Source organism: Rhodococcus koreensis, assembly GCF_017068375.1.
GTDB classification, from domain to species: Bacteria; Actinomycetota; Actinomycetes; order Mycobacteriales; family Mycobacteriaceae; genus Rhodococcus_F; species Rhodococcus_F koreensis.
In genome coordinates this window covers 823,020-842,257 of sequence record NZ_CP070609.1, presented here as the reverse complement: position 1 = coordinate 842,257, position 19,238 = coordinate 823,020, and the positions used below count along the sequence as shown (strand labels likewise).

General features: G+C 64.8%; 16 protein-coding genes and 1 pseudogene. 12 read left to right on the top strand and 5 right to left on the bottom strand.

Features of this window, described 5'->3' with window-relative positions:
- Window positions 1–307: 307 nt before the first annotated feature.
- The 12 genes from JWS14_RS03770 (at window position 308) to JWS14_RS03715 (ending at window position 15,231) form a co-directional block, all read left to right on the top strand.
- Complete coding sequence (locus JWS14_RS03770) at window positions 308–1,627, top strand: metal-dependent hydrolase family protein (RefSeq protein WP_095863816.1); 1,320 nt, start codon at window positions 308–310, stop codon at window positions 1,625–1,627.
- Window positions 1,628–1,638: 11 nt separating this feature from the next.
- Window positions 1,639–2,505 carry a sugar phosphate isomerase/epimerase family protein gene (locus tag JWS14_RS03765; protein ID WP_206012536.1) on the top strand — a complete coding sequence of 289 codons (867 nt, stop codon included), beginning with the start codon at window positions 1,639–1,641 and terminating at the stop codon, window positions 2,503–2,505.
- A gap of 350 nt (window positions 2,506–2,855) precedes the next feature.
- On the top strand, window positions 2,856–4,133 hold the full coding sequence (locus JWS14_RS03760) for a thiamine pyrophosphate-dependent enzyme (RefSeq protein ID WP_206012535.1): 1,278 nt from the start codon (window positions 2,856–2,858) through the stop codon (window positions 4,131–4,133).
- A complete protein-coding gene (locus JWS14_RS03755) occupies window positions 4,130–5,107 on the top strand; it encodes an alpha-ketoacid dehydrogenase subunit beta (protein ID WP_072941363.1) in 978 nt (325 codons plus the stop codon). The genes JWS14_RS03760 and JWS14_RS03755 overlap by 4 nt, the downstream gene beginning before the upstream one ends.
- Window positions 5,108–5,117: 10 nt before the next feature.
- On the top strand, window positions 5,118–6,386 hold the full coding sequence (locus tag JWS14_RS03750) for a dihydrolipoamide acetyltransferase family protein (protein WP_206012534.1): 1,269 nt from the start codon (window positions 5,118–5,120) through the stop codon (window positions 6,384–6,386).
- 1 nt (window position 6,387) lies between these two features.
- The gene (gene lpdA, locus JWS14_RS03745) at window positions 6,388–7,779 is read left to right on the top strand and encodes a dihydrolipoyl dehydrogenase (protein WP_206012533.1); all 1,392 of its coding nucleotides are present in this window, start codon (window positions 6,388–6,390) and stop codon (window positions 7,777–7,779) included.
- Complete coding sequence (locus JWS14_RS03740) at window positions 7,776–9,419, top strand: class I adenylate-forming enzyme family protein (protein WP_206012532.1); 1,644 nt, start codon at window positions 7,776–7,778, stop codon at window positions 9,417–9,419. The genes lpdA and JWS14_RS03740 overlap by 4 nt, the downstream gene beginning before the upstream one ends.
- The gene (locus tag JWS14_RS03735) at window positions 9,416–11,362 is read left to right on the top strand and encodes a flavin-containing monooxygenase (RefSeq protein WP_241031262.1); all 1,947 of its coding nucleotides are present in this window, start codon (window positions 9,416–9,418) and stop codon (window positions 11,360–11,362) included. The genes JWS14_RS03740 and JWS14_RS03735 overlap by 4 nt, the downstream gene beginning before the upstream one ends.
- Entirely contained in the window at window positions 11,359–12,123 is a 765-nt protein-coding gene (locus JWS14_RS03730; protein ID WP_206012531.1) for an SDR family NAD(P)-dependent oxidoreductase, read from the top strand. Before JWS14_RS03735 ends, JWS14_RS03730 begins: the two co-directional genes overlap by 4 nt.
- 100 nt (window positions 12,124–12,223) lie before the next feature.
- Complete coding sequence (locus tag JWS14_RS03725; RefSeq protein ID WP_206012530.1) at window positions 12,224–13,399, top strand: CaiB/BaiF CoA transferase family protein; 1,176 nt, start codon at window positions 12,224–12,226, stop codon at window positions 13,397–13,399.
- Window positions 13,396–14,235, top strand: coding sequence for an IclR family transcriptional regulator (locus JWS14_RS03720; RefSeq protein WP_095863824.1), 840 nt, complete (start codon window positions 13,396–13,398; stop codon window positions 14,233–14,235). Before JWS14_RS03725 ends, JWS14_RS03720 begins: the two co-directional genes overlap by 4 nt.
- Before the next feature lie 3 nt (window positions 14,236–14,238).
- Window positions 14,239–15,231, top strand: a complete 993-nt coding sequence (locus tag JWS14_RS03715) for an alpha/beta hydrolase (protein ID WP_206012529.1) — start codon at window positions 14,239–14,241, stop codon at window positions 15,229–15,231.
- Between the two features lie 27 nt (window positions 15,232–15,258).
- Here the strand turns inward: JWS14_RS03715 and JWS14_RS49965 are convergent.
- The 5 genes and pseudogenes from JWS14_RS49965 to JWS14_RS03695 form a co-directional block, all read right to left on the bottom strand.
- Window positions 15,259–15,431 (bottom strand): annotated as a pseudogene (locus JWS14_RS49965) (OsmC family protein); the annotation flags it as partial.
- Between the two features lie 92 nt (window positions 15,432–15,523).
- Window positions 15,524–16,012: a thiamine pyrophosphate-dependent enzyme gene (locus JWS14_RS03710; protein ID WP_206012528.1), complete on the bottom strand. Its 489-nt coding sequence runs from the start codon at window positions 16,010–16,012 to the stop codon at window positions 15,524–15,526.
- A complete protein-coding gene (locus tag JWS14_RS03705) occupies window positions 15,969–17,138 on the bottom strand; it encodes a thiamine pyrophosphate-binding protein (RefSeq protein WP_206012527.1) in 1,170 nt (389 codons plus the stop codon). The genes JWS14_RS03710 and JWS14_RS03705 overlap by 44 nt, the downstream gene beginning before the upstream one ends.
- A gap of 76 nt (window positions 17,139–17,214) precedes the next feature.
- A complete protein-coding gene (locus JWS14_RS03700) occupies window positions 17,215–17,697 on the bottom strand; it encodes a VOC family protein (RefSeq protein WP_206012526.1) in 483 nt (160 codons plus the stop codon).
- A gap of 60 nt (window positions 17,698–17,757) precedes the next feature.
- Complete coding sequence (locus JWS14_RS03695) at window positions 17,758–19,092, bottom strand: flavin-containing monooxygenase (protein WP_206012525.1); 1,335 nt, start codon at window positions 19,090–19,092, stop codon at window positions 17,758–17,760.
- Window positions 19,093–19,238: the final 146 nt, after the last annotated feature.

Below are 19,238 nucleotides of genomic sequence, written 5' to 3'. Positions count from 1 at the left end.
GTCCACCGCGCGACGGCAGTGGCCACGGAAGGCGGGACGGGTCGGTGTCAAGTCTGCCGACTTGCCTCTTCGTGACAAACCGGCCAATACGGGATTTCTCTTGACAAGTCCCGCGGTCCGGTGACACATTTCACAACTAGGAAAATGGTTCCGAATTCAGGAAGACTGCGTCGGGTCGCATTCCGCCAACAGAGGCGACACTCGAAGGGCGCCCTATGGCGCCGGAATTGGAACGGACAATCCCGTTCGGGTCTCGCCGCTGCGCTTCACCAATCCTGGATTCCCCGAGGCTGAGAAGGAGAAAATCGTGACGATCAAGCTTCGCAACGCACGGCTGATCGATGGTACGGGGGCAGAGCCGTATCTCGCCGAAATCGTGATCGAAGGGCAGCGGATCCTGAGTGTCGCTGCCGAGGGGACCGGAAACGGGCAGGACCCCGACGCCACAGTCATAGACGTCGGCGGCGCGACGGTCATGCCGGGACTGATCGATGCCCACTCGCATCCGAGCTTCCTTCCCGAGATCGACCTTGCGAAAATGGGCAATCTGCCGGTCGAGGAGCACACGTTGCTCACTGCTCGCAACGCACGGCTGATGCTGGATCAGGGCTTCACCAGCATCCTGTGCGCCGCATCGGCGAAGCCGCGACTGGACCTGGTTGTCCGGAACGAAATCAACGCGGGCAACCTGATCGGACCGCGCATGCTGGTCGCATCACCCGAGCTGACCGTCACCGGAGGAGTCGGTGATGTCCGGCTGCCGCACATGCATCGGCAATCCGTCGAACATGTCTGCGATGGTGTGGATCAATTCCGCCAGACGACGCGGTGGTACATGCGTGAAGGCGTCGACCACATGAAGCTCGACATCTCTGGTGACGAGTTCATTCCATATGCTAAAGGTCGCATGACCACCATGACCGACGAGGAGGTTGCCGCCACGTGCCAGGTGGCCCACGCTCGCGGAAAACGCGTGGCGGCGCACGCCCGAAGCGCGGAATCGGTGAAGATGTGCGTCCGCCACGGCATCGAGATCATCTTCCATGCCGATTTCACCGACGAGGAAGGTCTCGACCTGGTGGCCGAGAACAAGGACAAGCACTTCGTGGCCCCGGCCTTCGGCTTCCTCCACACGTCGAGGTACGAGGCCGGCGACTGGGGGCTGACCCCGGAAGTCACTGCTTCGATGGGTCTCGACGAACAGCTCGAGAGCCTGATCGCGAACATGATCGAGCTCAAGAAGCGCGGAGTTCGAGTGTTGCCCGGCGGTGACTACTTCGTGCCCTGGAACCCGATGGGCAACAACGCCCGGGACCTGGAGCATTTCGTCAACTTCCTGGAGTTCAGCCCGATGGAGGCCATCGAGTCTGCAACCCGCCTCGGTGGCGAGCTGATGCTCCAACCGGACGATTTGGGCTGCATCAAGGCCGGCTACCTCGCCGACCTGCTGGTTCTCGATGGTGACCCATTGGAGGACATCGCGATCCTGCAGAATCAGTCGACGTTCACCGGCATCATGAAGGATGGCGTCTGGCACAAGGAACCGCCGCTCTCGCGCAGCGGTGACGTCGAGAAATGGTCGATCAGCGGGTCCGCGGCGGGCGCCCCCGAGCCGGTTCTTCGGTAGCGGGTAAGGGAATGATCGAGGTAAATGGTCGCCAGCAGTACGTGGTGCTGGCCAACATGACCACTGTGACGACGGCCAGCTTTCGAGAACGCATCGAGGTGGCGGCGGCCGCCGGTTTCGACGCGCTGGGCATCAGCCTGGACACCTACCGTCGGGTCGTCGCGGAGGGGATGAGCCCGAAGGAGCTCCAGGCCGTCGTGGTCGACAACGGTCTGGAGATCGTCGAGCTCGAAGCAGTATTCGGGTTTGCCGTTCCCACGGCCGAGACCGGCGTGCCGTTCGGCGGTGGGCTCGTCTACACCAGCCCCGACGACCTGAACGAGTTTTGGGCCATGGCCGAACTGTTCGGCGCACGGCACTTGCAAGCTGTCGGGGCATTCGACCGAACGGATCTGGAACCCGACGTCGTGGAGCGATTCGCATCGCTCTGCGATCGTGCGGCCGACGTCGGGCTGCAGATCGCTCTCGAGTTCGTGCCGACGACCAATATCCCGGACGCCGGCACGGCTCTCTCGATCGTCGAGCAGTCCGGCCGAGACAATGCCGGCCTTTGCGTCGATTCGTGGCACCACACGCGCGGAGCCAACGACCTCGAGATGCTGCGATCGATTCCGTCTCGACGAGTCACGATGATCCAGATCAACGACGGTCCAAAGGATCCCGCCGATCCCGACTTCCTGGTGGAGACCCTTCACCATCGGGCGGTGCCGGGCACCGGTGACTTCGACCTCGACGGTTTCGTCGACGCCGTGACCGAGGGCGGTGTGACCGCGCCGGTGTCCGTCGAGGTGATTTCGGACGAACTTGCCCGACTCGAACCCGCCGAGGCAGCACGCCGCTGCTACGACGGCGCGATCGAAGCGCTGGCAGGGAAATAGGTTCGTGCGTGCCGGGCCAGACTGAACCCACGGCATGCATTGCTGGATCCACGCGGGCATACCTGCGTGGGAAATGCAGGTAGTGAGGCAGGTAGATCACCGCCGTCGCACTCGCCACGCAATTGCGAGTCTTATCGGCATGAACACACGGTCATGCCTTTTCGCAGGGTTCGGTCTCCATGCTCTTCGTGGCGGTGGGATGCGTACGGTCCTTGCCGTTCGGGCCGAATCATTCAGGCACGCAGATCAATAGCTAGCCGGCAAGCCGGAGGCCCACGGGCCTCCGGCTCGCCGGCATGTGGCGATACACGAGACCGAATTGGGGTGCCGCGAAAGAAAAGAGGGTTGACATGGCGTACCCGAGCGACGAGTATTCGATGTTAGGAATTCGATTTCGAATTTACGAAGACCATCGCCGCGGTCCGATCCCGAGGGGAGCAGCGCCGCCAGCGAGACGCGGCCGACAAGGACGCGGAGGGGGCGAGTGCGGACCGCCATCGCGGACGCCGTCCCCGACGGCAGAAAAGGACGTCATGAACGGTACAAACACGCCGAATGCAAGCGCGTCAGCGCACGTGCTGACGCCTGCGCGGATACTCGACGAGAACGGAATGCTGGTAGGGGAGCCGCCGCAGATCGAGCCGGAGCGCCAGCGTGCGATGCTGCGCCTGATGATGCTTGGACGCCGCCTGGACCAGAAGGCAATTTCTTTGCAGCGCAGGGGGAAACTCGGCACCTACCCGCCGCTGTCCGGGCAGGAGGCCGCCGCGGTCGGCACGGCATACGCGATGGATGCCGAAGTAGACCACTTCGTGCCCCAGTACCGTGAACAACTCACGATGCTGCACTGGGGTTTGCCGTTGTCCACCTACCTTCTGCAGCGGATGGGGCATCCCGCGGGATCGGCCCTGCCGTCCCACGGCCGGTTGTGGCCGCAGCAGGTCGCGCTGGGCGCGCACCTGCCTCACGCGGTCGGGCTCGCATGGGGAATGCGACTGCAGGGCAAGCCGGGCGTGGTACTGACCCAGTTCGGCGACGGCGCCTCCAATGAGGGCGACTTTCACGAGGCGTGCAATATCGCAGGCGTCAAACGTGCGCCACTCGTCATGGTGTGCCAGAACAACGGCTGGGCCATCTCGATCCCGTGGCATGAGCAATCGGCCGCAGAGTCCGTGGCGTTGCGCGCAGCAGGATACGGATTTCCGGGGATCGCAGTCGACGGCAATGATGTGCTCGCGGTCTACACAGCCGTCGCGGATGCGCGGACCCGCGCCGAGGCCGGCGACGGCCCGACACTGATCGAGGCGCGATGCCATCGCCTCGGCGCCCATTCGACAGCCGACGACCCCAAGCGCTACCGACCCGCCGACTTCGACGAGCGGGCAGCCGGGGTTGATCCGATCCACCGGTTCCGGGCCTACCTGGTCGGCCTCGGACAGTGGGACGACACCGCTGACGCCAACACGATCGCCTGGTGCGACGACCAGATCGCCACGGCAGTTGCCGAATTCGATGCCACGCCGCCACCCGACCCCGGGCAGATGCTTCACCACCTCTACGCAGAGCCCGATATGCGACTACGTCGCCAGCAGGAAGAACTGCGTAGCAGTATCGAGGAGAACCGATGACCGGCATGAACATGGTGGAAGCGGTGCGCAGCACGCTCGAGGCAGAGATGCGCCGCGACGAGCGGGTTGTCCTGCTCGGCGAGGATGTCGGGAAGTCGGGCGGCGTCTTCCGTGCGACGGACCGGTTGCAGACGGAGTTCGGGGCGGACCGCGTCTTCGACATGCCGACCAGTGAGGCGGGGATAATCGGCGCCGCCGTCGGGCTCGCCGGCTCGGGCCTGGTGCCCGTCGTCGAAATGCAGTTCCTCGGCTTCACTCAGCAAGGGTTCCATCAGCTCGGCAATCAGCTCGCCCGAATGCGCTATCGCACAAACGGTGCTCTGACAATGCCGGTGACCATTCGCGCGCCCTTCGGCGGTGGCGTACGTACCCCAGAACTGCATTCCGACGCCTTCGAAGCGCTCTTCGCCCACAACCCCGGGATGCGGTTGGTCGCCCCCGCGACGGCAGCGGACATGAAGGGGTTGCTGGCCACTGCAATTCGGGATCCGGATCCGATCTTCGTCCTCGAGCCGCTCCGTGGCTATCGGCTTGTGCGCGACGACGTTCCCGACGGTGACCACCTCGTCCCGTTCGGTAAGGCGCGCATCGCACGTGAGGGGACCGACGTCACCGTCATCGCGTGGAGCGCGATGGTCCAGGTCGCAATGGAGGCCGCGGCTGCTGCCGCTGAGCAGGGTATCGATGTGCAAGTCATCGACCTGCGCTCACTTGTCCCGCTCGATTGCGACACCATACGTGAGGCTGTGGCGCGCACGGGCCGAGCGATCGTAGTTCAGGAGGCTCCTTACACCGGCGGGTTTGCCGGCGAGGTCGCCGCTACCGTCGCCGAAGAGGCTTTTCTCCACCTCGAAGCCCCGGTCACCCGCGTCGGCGGATATGACATCCCGTTTCCCATGCCCCAGCTCGAGGATCACTACATCCCCGACGCGAGGCGAATCTTGCGCGCGATCCGCGCTGCCGTCCACTTCTGAGGATCGATACATGTCTTATACCTTTCACTTGCCCGACATCGGCGAAGGCATCGCAGAGGCGGAAATAATCCGATGGCTCGTCGGCCCAGGAGATCAGGTCGTCGAGGACCAGCCCGTCGCCGAGATCGAAACCGATAAAGCGCTGGTAGAAATGCCCTCCCCGGCAACCGGCCAGGTCGCCGAACTCTGTGCACCAGAGGGCGCCATGGTCCAGGTCGGCGAACGTCTCATCGTCATCGCCGATGGCTCGGCCCCCACGCCGGCCGAGCGGGCGCAGTCCGTTGACGGCGGGGCAGGCGCGCCGCCGGCCGGCTCGGCCGATCACACTGCCCAGAGTGCACACGGATCCGGTGTGCAGAAGAGGCCACTGGCAACGCCGGCGACCCGGCGGCTCGCCAGGGAGGTCGGCGTGAGCCTCGAGGGTCTCGTGGGCACGGGGCCCGGAGGACGCATCAGCGACGACGACGTTCGCGCTGCTGTTCACGGGTCGCCGCAGGAGAATTCCGGCCCCGCTGGGGCGGCAGCCACCGAGCGCTCGCTTCCGGAGTCCGGATCCCACCAGCCGGCCCGTCTCACAGAAGACCAGCGAATACCGGTCCGGGGGTTGCGCCGGCGTACCGCGGAGGCGATGGTCCGGGCACTCCGCGACATCCCGCACACCGTCGCGATGCACCACGCGGACGTGGGGGATCTGCTCGCCCTGCGCAAGACGCTGCTGCCCGGAGCCGAGGCCAAGGGAATCGGTCTCACACTGACCCCGTTCCTGGTGAAGGCTACGGCGCTCGCGCTGGCCCAGTTCCCCATGGCCAACGCCAGTTTCGACGACTCAGCCCAGGAAATCGTCGTGCGGGCATTGCGAAATATCGGGTTTGCCGTCAATACGCCTGACGGTCTGGTCATTCCGGTGGTCAAGGACGCCGACCGGAAGCCGCTGCTGGCCGTCGCGCGCGAGGTGGAAGCCCTCACCGCCGCGGCACGGACCCGGACGGTGGCGATCGAGCAGATGCAGGAGGGCACGTTCACCATCAGCAATCACGGGCCGCTCGGCGGGAACTTCGGTACACCCATCATCCGCGCACCCGAGGGCGGCATCCTGGGCTTCGGGCGCGCCACCCCGCAGGCCGTCGTCCGTGACGGCGAAATTGTCGCACGTACGTTGCTGCCGATCTCGTACTCCGCCGACCACAGGCTGGTCGACGGCGACGTCGTGATCGGCTTCTGCCAGGCACTGATCACGCTGCTAGAGGCGCCGGTGCAGCTTCTCGTCGAGGAAGGATGACATGGTTGTAGGAGAGATGGCCGAGCCCGTCGAGGTACTGGTGGTGGGAGGCGGCCCCGGAGGGTACACGGCCGCCGCCCGGGCCGCGGAGCTGGGCAAAGAGGTGCTGCTCGTCGAGCGGAGCGATCTCGGTGGGGTGTGTCTGAATGTCGGATGCATTCCCTCGAAGGTCTTCACGACCGCCGCGCACGACCTTGCCCGTAGCGCACGACTTCCCGTCCAGGGACCACAGCTGCAGTCCAGAATCGACCTTTCCGGTCTGCAGGCCTGGCGAAAGCAGGTCGTCGACCGGCTGGTCGGGGGCGTCAGCGCCACCCTGGGCCGGGTGCGGGTGGTGTCCGGCACCGCGTTCTTTCTCGATGAGCACCGGATATCGGTCGAGAGCGGTGATCACGTCCAGCACTTTCGGTTCGAGCAGGCGATCCTGGCCACCGGCTCCCAACCGGTCGAGCTCGCGGCTCTGCCCGTCGACGGGATCCGGGTGTTCGACTCGACGGGAGTGCTCGCCTTCGACGAGGTGCCGCCCTCGCTCGTAGTTGTGGGAGGCGGCTACGTCGGGATGGAACTGGGCATGGCGTTCGCCCATTTCGGCACTCGCGTGACCGTTGTCGAGGCCACCGACCGGTTGCTTGCGGGATTCGACCCCGACCTGGTGCAGGTGGTCACCGAGCGCGCGGGCGAGCTGGGGATCGACATCCGCCTCGGCACGACTGCCGTCGGAGTCCAGGCCGATGACTTGCTGATCCGCAAGGACGGCACAGACGACCGGGTTCCCGCGCACGCGGTCCTGGTCGCCGTGGGCCGCGGCCCGGTCACCGGCGACCTGCAGCTCGACAGGCTCGGACTCGCAGTGACCGCGACCGGACACATCCCCGTGGACGAGCAGGGCAGGACCGCACTGCCCCACGTATACGCCATCGGGGACATCACCAAAGGACCCGCGCTCGCCCACAAGGCGATGGCAGAAGGAGTCGTGGCCGCCGAGGCGATCTCCGGGCTGCCGAGCGCCTTCGACGCGCAGGTGCCGCTCATCGCGTTCACCGATCCGGAGATCGCGGCCGTGGGGCTGACGGCGGAGCAGGCCGAGGAGCAGGGGTACGAGGTAGTAGTGGGCCGTAGCTCGTTCGCCACGTCCGGGCGGGCTGTGGTGCTCGGCGAGGCCGACGGGATGGTGAAGATCGTCGTCGACGCGGAGACGGACGTGGTGCTCGGGGTACACATGGTCGGCCCCAGCGCGTGTGATCTCATCGCCCAGGCCGCAGTTACAGTCGAGACCGGCTGCCGCGCCGAAGATTTGGTGGCCACCATCCACCCACATCCGTCTCTGGTGGAGACGGTGCATGCGGCCGCGGTGGCCGCGCGCCGTCGCGCTGCACGCAGGAGGAACCGATGAACGCCGCCGAGACGCCGCTGCCCGCGTCGATCTCCGAGATCATTCAGGACACCTCACGACAACGCCGCTCCCAGCCCGCCGTCATCGACGAACAAGGAGAGCTCAGCCACGGTCAGCTCGCGGACTCCGTGGCGTCGACTGCGGCTGGGCTGCGCGCGATCGGAGTCGGCCCGGGAACCCGGGTCGGTCTGTTGTGCACGAACCGCAGAGAGTGGCTCGTCGCCACCTATGCCGCGATAACGGTCGGAGCCACCGTGGCCGCCTTCGCGACGTGGTCGCGGCGGTGGGATCTCGATCATCTACTCACCCACTCGCGCTGCGAGGTGCTCATCACAGTAGATGGATTCGGCCCGACCGACCTGATGCCCACGATCCGCGAACTCGTCCCCGAAGCGTGGAGTGCCGCCGGGCCAGGTTGGCGTTCCGTGGCCTACCCCGCACTGCGTGGTGTGGTGATCATCGGAAACCGGGTCCCGGCGGGGGCGTACGCGTTCCGAGACCTCGGCGAACATCGTCGCGGCAGCGCCGTCCCCGACGTCGAGACCGACACCGATGGCACCGCTCTGGTTCTCTACACATCGGGTTCGACATCGAGGCCGAAAGCCGTCCGGCTCGGACAACACGATGCCATCGACCATGCTCGGGAGGTCGCCGAGCGGATGGGGATCACACCCGAGGACCGAATCGTGGTGCCTGTCCCGCTCTTCTGGAGCTACGGCGGGGCCAACGCACTGATGGTCGCCCTCGTCACCGGTTGCACGATCGTCCTCCAGGAGACCTTCGATGCAGGCGGAGTCCTCGAGCAGATCGAGCGGCACCAGTGCACTGCCATCTACACGTTGCCCTCGATCACCCGTAGCCTGCTGGCGAATCCGGGGTTCTCCCGCGCCCGCACCGCGAGTCTGCGACGGGGGATGACGATCGGCCCGGACGCCGATGTCCGCTCCGCCGCAGAAGAACTGGGTGTGAGCGACATCTGCAACGCATACGGGTCGACGGAAATGTACGGCGGCGCCACGGTCACCCCGTATGACTGGCCACTCGCAATGAAGTGCTCGACCCAGGGGTCACCGCTGGCCGGAAACCAGGTTTCGATCATCGACCCGGAGACCGGCGCCGAACTGCCCGCAGGGAAGGTCGGCGAGATCACAGTGTCCGGCTTCGTCTCGTCCGGCTATCTCGACCAGCCGGATGAGACCGCCGCTGCGTTCACCGAAGACGGCACGTTCCGTACCGGTGACCTAGGGCGACTCGACGACGACGGCAGGCTGCACTTCGCCGGCCGTGCCTCGGAGATGATCCGGACCGGTGGCATCAACGTCTCCCCGCTCGAGGTGGAGGACTTCCTGCTCACTCACGACGAGGTCTTGGAGGCGGCGGTCGTGGGGGTCGACGACACCGACAAGGAACAGGTCGCCATCGGGTTCGTCCGCATCGAGGGCTCCGCCGTCGCAGACGAGGCCGCGCTGGTCGACTACTGCCGCCATCACATCGCCTCCTATAAAGTTCCCGGCCGAATCGTGATGAAACATAACGAGTTACCTCGAACCTTGACGGGGAAGCTCATTCGAAACGCTTTGCTGGACGAAGCCAAGGAAGTGTGGGCGTCGTCCGATAACACGAAGGAGTACACAGAGTGACGAACACCGATGTCGGGGCGGAGACCTCGCGGCTGGACGAACGAAGGATTCGCGAGGCTGTGGCGGTGGCCAACGTGCCGACCTTGCTGATGGTGTTGTTCCAGATGACAGGGGAGCAGCGTTGGTTGGCCGAGCCCTACCTGCCGACCCCTGTACGGGGGCTCAGCGACAATGACACAGCCGGGCTCGAACAGTCGCTCCAGGACGAGATTCGACGCGCCGCCGCAGAGGCGATCCTGAATTGGGGCAGGAGCGGTTCCCTCGCGGTTGCGCAACTGTCACCCGACCAGCTGATCGAGATGTTGCGCGTGTCGGTCGGCGAGCACGTGCCCGACCAGTACGCCGACATGGCCACCCACGAATTGCAGGTCGGGGCGGGCGGGACGAGCGCGGCTCCCCCGATGGTCCCGCCCCCGGGCTTCGATGCCGTCGTCATCGGCGCCGGCGCGTCGGGCCTCTGTGCCGCATACCGGCTGGGCGAGTTGGGCATTTCCTACACCGTGCTCGAGCGGAACGACGAAGTCGGCGGAACATGGCTGGAGAACCGCTACCCGGGATGCGGTGTCGACACACCGAGTCACCTGTACTCGTTCTCGTTCGCGCGACACGACTGGTCCCGATGGTTCGCCTCACGGGATGAGTTGCACGGCTACTTCCAACAGATTGCCGACCGGTTCGGAATTCGCCCGAACATCAGGTTCGGCATCGAGGTCGAGGGTGCCACCTGGGATGACGACACCCGGCGGTGGACGCTGGATCTGATCGACCAGGACGGTCACCGATCGACCACCACTGCTGCGATCGTGATCAGCGCAGTCGGCGCCTTCAACAAGCCGAAGATCCCCGCGATCCCGGGCACCGATTCGTTCACCGGGCCCGTGGTCCACACAGCGCGGTGGCCCGAGGACCTGGACGTCGCAGGCCGGCGAGTAGGAGTGATCGGCAACGGGGCGAGCGCGATGCAGCTGGTTCCCGCGATCGCCGATGCCGCCGAGTCGGTCACGGTATTCCAGCGGTCGCCACAGTGGGCCGCCCCGTTCGAAAAATTCAAGGTCGACGTTCCAGAGCCGATCCGCTACCTCATGGCTGAGGTCCCGCTGTACCGGTCGTGGTATCGGCTCCGGCTGACCTGGATCTTCAACGACCGCGGCCACGACGGATTGCAGAGAGATGTTCAATGGCCGCACCAGCATCGGTCGATCAATGCGATGAACGACGGCCACCGGCGTTTCCTCACCCGATACCTGGTCAAGGAGCTCGACGGGAACTTGGAGATGCTCGGCGATGTCTTGCCGACCTATCCGCCCTTCGGGAAGCGAATGCTGCTCGACAACCGCTGGTTCGCCACGCTGGCCCGCGAAGACGTCCACTTGCAGACGACACCGATCGCCGAGATCCAGGATCAGTGCGTCCACACCACGGACGGTCTCACACATCCAGTCGACGTTCTGGTGTTCGCCACGGGATTCGACGTCGTCAGATTCCTCGCCCCCATGCGGATCACGGGCCGCAGCGGCCGCACACTCGAGGCGGCCTGGGACGGTGACGACGCGCGTGCCTATCTCGGCGTCGCGGTTCCGGATTTCCCCAACTTCTTTTGCCTGTACGGTCCCAACACCCAGTTCGGGCACGGAGGAAGCCTCATCTCCATGATGGAGCTCCAGATGAATTACATCGTCGATCTGATGAACCAGATGATCACCAAGGACCTGGACTCCGTGGAGTGCAGCCAGGACGTCTATGACGACTACAACCGCAAAGTGGACGACGCACACTCTCGGATGGTGTGGTCCCACCCCGGGATGGACGTCTACTACCGCAACTCCAAGGGGCGAGTCGTGGTCAACAACCCATTCAAGGTGGTCGACTTCTGGGACATGATCCGCCGAGCCGATCTGGGCGACTTCCGGACCACCGAACGTACCTCAGGAGACATGGAATGAAGATTGCAGGTTGCTCCGCAGTGATCAGCGGGGGAGCGTCGGGGCTCGGCGCGGCTGCCGCTCGCCGGTTGGCCCGAGCCGGCGCGAGCGTAGTGCTACTCGACCTCCCCCGGGCGGAGGAGGCAGGCGCGGCGCTCGCCGCAGAGTTGGGCGGCGGCGCCGTTTTCGTACCCGGGGATGTGACGAAGTGGGACGACGTGGGTGTTGCCGTGCAGACGGCACGGGAGCTTGCTCCGCTGCGGATCGCGGTGGCCGCCGCTGGAATTGCGACCAGCGGGAGTCTGGTGGGCCCGCGCAGCGACAGGGGAGAGCTGTTCGCGCAGACGGTGGCTGTGAATCTCGGCGGAACCTATGCCCTCATCGCGCACGCTGCTTCCGCGATGAGTGAGCAGGCGCAGACCGACGGAGAGAGAGGCGTGGTGGTCTGCACTGCTTCGATCGCCGCATATGAGGGGCAGGTCGGGCAGGTGGCCTACGCGGCCTCCAAGAGCGGAGTCGCAGGACTGACGCTGCCGGCAGCGAGGGAACTCGCCCGGCACCAGATCCGCGTCGTCACCATTGCCCCCGGTTTGTTCGAAACTCCGATGTTCGCGGGAGTCGCGGATGAGGTGCGCGCCTCGGTGGGGGCGCAGGTTCCGCACCCGAGTCGGCTCGGCAATCCCGATGAGTATGCAGGTCTCGTGCAGCACGTGATCGAGAATTCGATGCTCAATGGTGAGGTGATCCGGCTCGACGGCGCGATCAGGATGGGGCCGCGGTGAGCCTGCGTCGAGATTGACCCGAGGATCCATCCTTTCGAGATATCGAATTCAAATCCGTTATTATGTAGAATGTGGCTAATTGAGTGTTGGGAGTTCAAGTATGGGTCCGTTGGCGGGGATCAGTGTGGTCGAGTTTGCAGGCATCGGACCGACGCCCTTCGTCGCTCTCCTACTGAGTGACTTGGGAGCTGATGTCATCACCATCGACCGGGTACCTTCCGCGGATGGCGGTACACCAGACGACTTGGTCCGAATGACCACCGGGGGGCTCGGCCGGGGGCGCCGCTCGGTGGCAGTCGACCTCAAGTCCCCCGGTGGGATCGATACCGTGCTCGAACTGCTGAAGAACGCGGACGGACTGATCGAGGGATACCGGCCCGGAGTCATGGAACGCCTGGGCTTGGGGCCGGAGGTGTGCCTGGCTCGAAACCCGCGCCTGGTCTTCGGGAGAATGACCGGATGGGGCCAGGACGGCGACCTGGCCCAGCGTGCCGGCCACGACCTGAACTACATAGCGGTCGCCGGCGTGCTGCACCACATCGGCGGCCGAGATCAGGCGCCCACGGTGCCGTTGAACCTCATCGGCGACTTCGGCGGCGGAGGCCTGCTTCTCGCGTTCGGCATGGTCGCAGCGATGCTCGAAGCGAAGAACTCGGGTCGGGGCCAGGTGGTGGATGCGTCGATGGCCGAGGGCTCGGCACTGCTGATGACGATGATGTACGAGCTGTCCGGGCGTGGCATGTGGGACCACGACCGGGAGTCGAACATGAACGACGGCGGCGCCCACTTCTACAGCGTGTACGCCACCTCCGACGACAAGTATGTCGCGGTGGCCGCCATGGAACCGAAGTTCTACGCAAACCTCCTCTCGGCGCTCGGGCTCGATGACCGCGATCTGCCCGATCAGTGGGACCGTAGTCAATGGCCGGCGCTACGCGAAGTGTTCGCAGAAATCTTCCGAACGCGGACCCGCGACGCGTGGACGGCGCTGCTGGAGAACACCGACTCGTGCGTCACTCCGGTCCTGTCCATGCTGGAAGCGCCCAGTCATCGTCACAACGTATCGAGGAATGCGTTCATCAAGGTGGACGACATCACCCAGCCGGCCCCGGCTCCCCGATTCAGTCGCACGCCCACACAGGTGCGGCGCGGGGTGGCGGAACCGGGACAGCACTCGGTGGAGGTGCTCCGCGAAGCGGGTATGGATGAAGCAAGGATCGATGCGCTGCTCGCATCTGGCTCGATCGCTTCAACGGCTCAGGAGGTCAAGGCATGAACCCGGATCGATTCTTGAGGACATTCGATGTCCTCGATGCACTCGTCGACGCACCCGACGGGTTGCGGCTCACCGAGATCAGTCAGGCGGTCGGCGCGCCGGTCAGCAGCACTCACAACCTGCTGCAGACGATGCTCGCCGCCGAAATTATCGCGGCCACAGACGATCTCCGCTACACGGTCGGCCCGCGGGCTGTTCGAGTCGGGATCAAGATCATGAATTCGCTCGAAGTACGTACGCTCGGGCGGCGGCATCTCGAACATCTCGCCAAGACCCTCGGCAACGACGTGTACCTGGCGGTACGGGTCGGCGACCGGATCGTGTACGTGGATCGATTTCGCGGGACGCAGCCCGTGTCGGTCAACATCAGGATCGGCGATTCCCTGGCGCTGCATGCCACCGCGGTCGGAAAACTGTATGCCGCATATGAGGACGACTTGCGCGAACGGGTGCTTGCGCGTCCGCAACGCCGCTTGACGTCCACCACGATCACCGAACCGGAATTGCTGGAAGCCGAGTTCGATCGGATCCGGCAGAGTGGACTGTCCGTCAGCCGAGAGGAGGGCTATCCGGGAATCTTCGGAATCGCTGTTCCGGTTCGCGACGCCGCCGGGACGATGGTGGCTGCGATCCACGTTTCCGCGCTCAGTGCAGGCCTCGACACCGCCCGGGAAGACGAGCTGATCGAGCAGAGCCAGCGGACCGCTGCGGACATCCAAGACGATCTCGGCGTCAACGACCTCGCCAAACTGGTTTCGCCTGGCACCGCCGCCCCCGGTAGCGGGGCGGCCGGCGAAACTGCCACGAAGTCTGCTGCAAGAGCGGCGCGGCGCTGAAACATGAGGGCACCCAGCGACACCGACATCCCGGAGGCACACCGGATAGACCCGCAGATGCGCCGACAGCTCGCGACGCTGCGTGATTCTCTCGGACCACGCGGTTTCCTCAGCGTCGCCGACCTGAAAGAGAGGCGTCGACTGTACGACCGGCTGGGCATGAGCGTCACGGCCCCTGGCGAGCAGCCTGCAGTCGTCCGTAGCGACATCGTTCTGGAGGCGGGTTCGACAGTTCGGGCGCGGATCTACCAACCTGCCGAAGACCGCTGCGAGGGCGGACTGCTCTACATCCATGGCGGAGGAATGGTCATGGGCAGCATCGAGGCCGAGGACGCATATGCGGCGCAACTCGCTGCGGGCACTGGGGCCACCACGGTCTCGATCGACTACCGGTTGGCCCCGGAGCACCCCTACCCGGCTGCAATCGACGATTGCACGGCAGCACTGACCTGGATGATGGATTCGGGTCACACACTGGGGATCGACCCGGACAGAGTTGCCGTCTACGGCGTCAGCGGAGGAGGAGGGCTCGCAGCGGCGCTCGCCCTGCGTTGGCGCCACCGCAGAGACCCCCGCATCGCGCTCCTCGCATTGGCGGCGCCCATGCTCGACGACCGCACCGGCGTGCAAGGCGCTCAGCCGGCGCTCGGCGTCTGGGACAGCGAGCACAATATCGAAGCGTGGCGTCACATCCTCGGTGACAGGGCAGGAGGAACCGAGGTCCCCGCCGACGCCGCCGCGGCCCGCGCGACGGATCTGACAGGCATGCCGCCGACCTTCCTCGACGTCGGCTCGCTCGATCTATTCCTCTCCGAAAACCTGCGTTTCGCACAGGCATTGGCAACAGCAGGGGTATCCCTGGAGCTGCACGTCCACCCCGGCGCGTACCACGGATTCGACCAGCTGGCTCCCGGGGCGGAGCGCACCCGTCAGGCATGGGCGCAACGCATCGAGGCGCTGCGCTGCGCCCTTCGGGGCGATCCGGCCTCGCCCTGACATCGCCCCGGGTCCGCATCAGACCCTCGCGACCTCGAGGGTGACGGCGAGGCCGAATCCGCCGCCGTCCGTGGAGCCGATCCCTGCGGGCGCCGACGGCCGAGTCGGCGACGTTGGCCCCGGCCTGACGGCCGACGAGCTGGAGTGCGGAGTTGCTCGGGGTTGGTGCCGTCGCCGGACCCGCCCAACTCGATGGGGATCGCGAGGTCCCGTTCTCAGAACACCAGCAGCACTGGGTACTTCGGGTAGGTTATTCCCAACAAGTCGAGCATCGACCGGCTCATGACTCCGATCAGTCAGTGGGCACGTCGTCGGGGTCGAGCTCGACCTCGATCAGGAGCGGTCGTGTGCGATTGACGATAGCTTTCTCCACCGTTGTGAGATCGTCGGGAACTCGCATGGTGACTCCCTCGCCCCCGAGGGCAGTTGCAAGCGCCGAAAGATCCGGCCACCGGAACAGTGTCCGGGCAGGGTCCATGTCCCGGTTGCGGAACTGAATGTGCTCGGCGCCATAGGACGAGTCGTTCAGGACCATGACAATCAAGTCGATCCCGTTTTGCACGGCGCTGACGAATTCAGTGATTCCACCGAGCATGAAGCCGCCGTCTCCACAGACCAGGAATACGGGCCTGCCCTGCGCGGCGAGCGCGGCTCCGATCGCGTTCCCCATGCCCAGGCCGATCGCGCCGAAGTTGCAGGTATGCACGAGTGAATAGGGGTCAGGAACGTGCAGGAGCTTATATCCTGCAAACATGAAGCGACCGGCATCGACTACGACCACTCGGTCCTCTGGAATCAATCGGTCGATTGCTCGCACGCTCACGGAATGGGATACTGCCCACGAGAGAAGTGGGAGACGGTGGGATCTCGTAGTCCTCGCTATCAACTGACTTCTCGATCCAGTCATTCCGAAACCGGCGGGCAGGGACTTCTGCCTCGTCGAGATACCCGAGGATCGCGTCCGCGATCGTCGCAGCGTCGCCCAGCACAGCAGCATCGACATCGATGTGTCGCCTGATCGCCTGTGGATCGGTATCGCACTGCACGACTCGCTTGCCGTCCAGGAGGGCCCCTGAATCCGTGGTCCAGGAATTCAGGCTCGCGCCGAACGCGATGACGCAATCGCTCTTGCCGATCTGGTCCAGAGCGACGGAGGTGGAGAGTGTGCCGAATACTCCCAGCGCCCCTGGGTCCGCCGCGAACAGCGACTTTCCCCGCAACGTGGTTGCGACCGGCGCACCGAGACGCTCGGCGAGCCGGCAGATGGCTGCCCGAGCGCTCGGCGTCGCCGCCCCGCGGCCGGCCAGGACGATCGGTCGCTCGGCGGCAGCAACAATGCCGACCGCTCGGTCCATCGCGTCAGGGTCCAGTGTGGTGATCCGGTCCGCAGTCGGCAGAGGGTCATGTTGGTACTCAACCTCTTTCCACATGTAGTCCACCGGCACGTTGAGTACGATCGGTCTGCGTTCTGCGGTCGCCCGCCACAGGGCCTTGCGCAAATCCTGAACAGCGGTCTCGGGGCGCCGTACCTGTTCGAAACCGGCCCCTGTCGGAAGAACCAGGTCTCTTTGTGCGATGTCCTGCAGGGTGTTTCGGTCACCCTCGGCGGTGTCGCCGCAGATCAACACTATCGGCATCCGGCTCCGCACGCTGTCGATCACAGGCGGAAGGGCGTTGGCCAATCCTGGACCGTGGGTGACGGTCGCCACGCCGACCTCTCCTGAAACGCTGGCGTAGCCATTGGCCATCAACACGGCGCCGGCCTCGTGCGCCGATGCGATGTATGTGGCTCCAGGGATCGAGGCGTAGTGGTTCGCCAGGTAGAGGTTGCCGTCGCCCATCAGGCCGAACATTGTCTCGACCCCATGGTCGATCAGCCCTTGGGCGAGAGCCTTGTAGACCTGCATCGGTTGACCCTTTCGTTCAGAACGTCTCGAGACCACGTTGTGCCGATCAGTCGGCGGATTCCCAACGGCGCCGCGGTCATTGCACGTGGTAATTGAACATCCGCGCGCCTTCTGACGCCGGCTCTTGTGAGATGGTGTCGGCAAGTACTTTGTATTCGGGAATTCGGCCACGGTCCACTGTCGACCGGTCGCGGCAAACCAATTCGATGAGGTTGTCCGCCGGATCTCGGACATACATCTGGACCCCGCCATCCGGAAGCTCATATATGGTGCTGAGAAATCCCTTTTCTTTGATCCCCAGGTTCGTCGCGTGGTCGTACAGGCCCATGAAATCGCTGACCTCCAACGCAAAGTGATGAATCTGCCTTACGTCCGTCGTCGCCCCGTACTCGTATACGTGCAGTGTCCTGTCACCGATCGAGAACCACGCGGTCGGAACTGCGAAGGTCGGGGACGGGACCTGCTCGAGATGCAGAAAGTTTTCATAGAAGCGCACCGACTCACCCAGTTCACGAGCTGGCACGCTCACGTGATTGACGGCTACGACGGGGTGGCTCATCTCGTTCCTTTGTTTCTCGGTGACACCAGGGGGAATTCGTATCGGTTGAGGCACAACCGATCAGACAGGTTGCGGGATCTGAGCCGATACCGCGGCCTTCTCTTTCGCCTTCGCGAGGTCTTCACGAACGGCGAGACCGTACTCACGTGGGTCCAACTCGAGTCCGTACCGCCGCCCCGACGGATACAGCCGAGCCATCTGCTCGTGTTCTGCAGCGATCGCCACCCGCATCGCGGCCTCGTCGGGAAGGTCGACGTCTCCGGCGATGACAGCGGCGAGCCAACGGCTCTGGATGTCGATCATCCGGATATTGGCGCCGCCGCTGACGTCGAATAGTCCAACGAAGTAGAGGCCGGGCCAATTTGGCGACACGGCCCTTCGATACAGGTCGATGCGTCCACCGTTGATCGGCGACACCTCGCTACTGAGGAACGGGATGTCGAACTGGTAGCCGGTCGCGGCGATCACGGCGTCGAAATCCTCTTCCGTTCCGTCGTCGAATCGAACGGTAGTGCCTTCGGCGCTGTGTGTTCCGGGACGGACCGCGATTCGGTTCCACGCGATATGGGACATCACGGTCGGGTGACTGGCCGGGTGCGTCCGTGTTTTCGGTGTCGTGAAGCCCCATTGCTCCATCCGTCCGTGCGCGACCAGCGTGACCAGTTCTCGGACCCGGCGCGCCAGCGGCCAAGGTAGCCAGGGGCGCTCCACCTTCGCCAGAAAGCGTGACAACGGAGCACCGAACATCATTCGAGGCATGATCAGAACGGGAGAGCGGGCAGCCAGCACCGTTCGGTCCGTCACAATGCAGACATCCGCAGCGATGTCCAGGCCGCTGTTTCCGGTCCCGATCACGAGGACCTTCTTTCCGGCGAAGCGATCCGGCGCCCGGTAGTCCCGTGAATGCAGGTATTCACCCGTGAAGTCGGCTGCGAACGGGGGGTGGCTCGGGATCGACTGGTGTCCGTTCGCTACCACCACACGGTCGAATTCGGGTTCCGTGCCATCGTTCAGCTTCAGCTTCCAGCGCGGGCAGGCGGGTGCTTCTGCTACCGGCTCGACGCTGTCGACCGTGGTGTTGACAACGATGTGCGCCCGCAAACCGAAGTGGTCGGCGTAGGCGTCGAAGTAAGCCCGCATCTCATAGTGAGTGGGGAACAGGGATGCCTCCGCGGGTATCGGAAAGTCGCGGTAACCGGTGTCCTTCGCTTCGGAGTTGATCCGCAGCGACTGATATGCCGCGCCGATCCCGTTGTCGTTGTCGTATACCCACAGCCCACCGACCTCGGACCCCTTCTCGTAGACGGTGACGTCGAAGCCCCGTCCGATGAGGTGTTTGGCTGCACTCAGCCCGGCGGGCCCTGCGCCGATCACGGCAATTCGCTGGACCTTCAAGATTTCCTACTTTCGAAATGTGTTTCCAGTTTTGGTAATCGTGATGGTATCGCTCGTCCACTCACCTGACAAGAGAGGGGGACGCACGGTGTGGGCGATCGGTCACGGTCGCCGTGGTGGCTGGTCGGTGCGATCAGTGGCGGCGG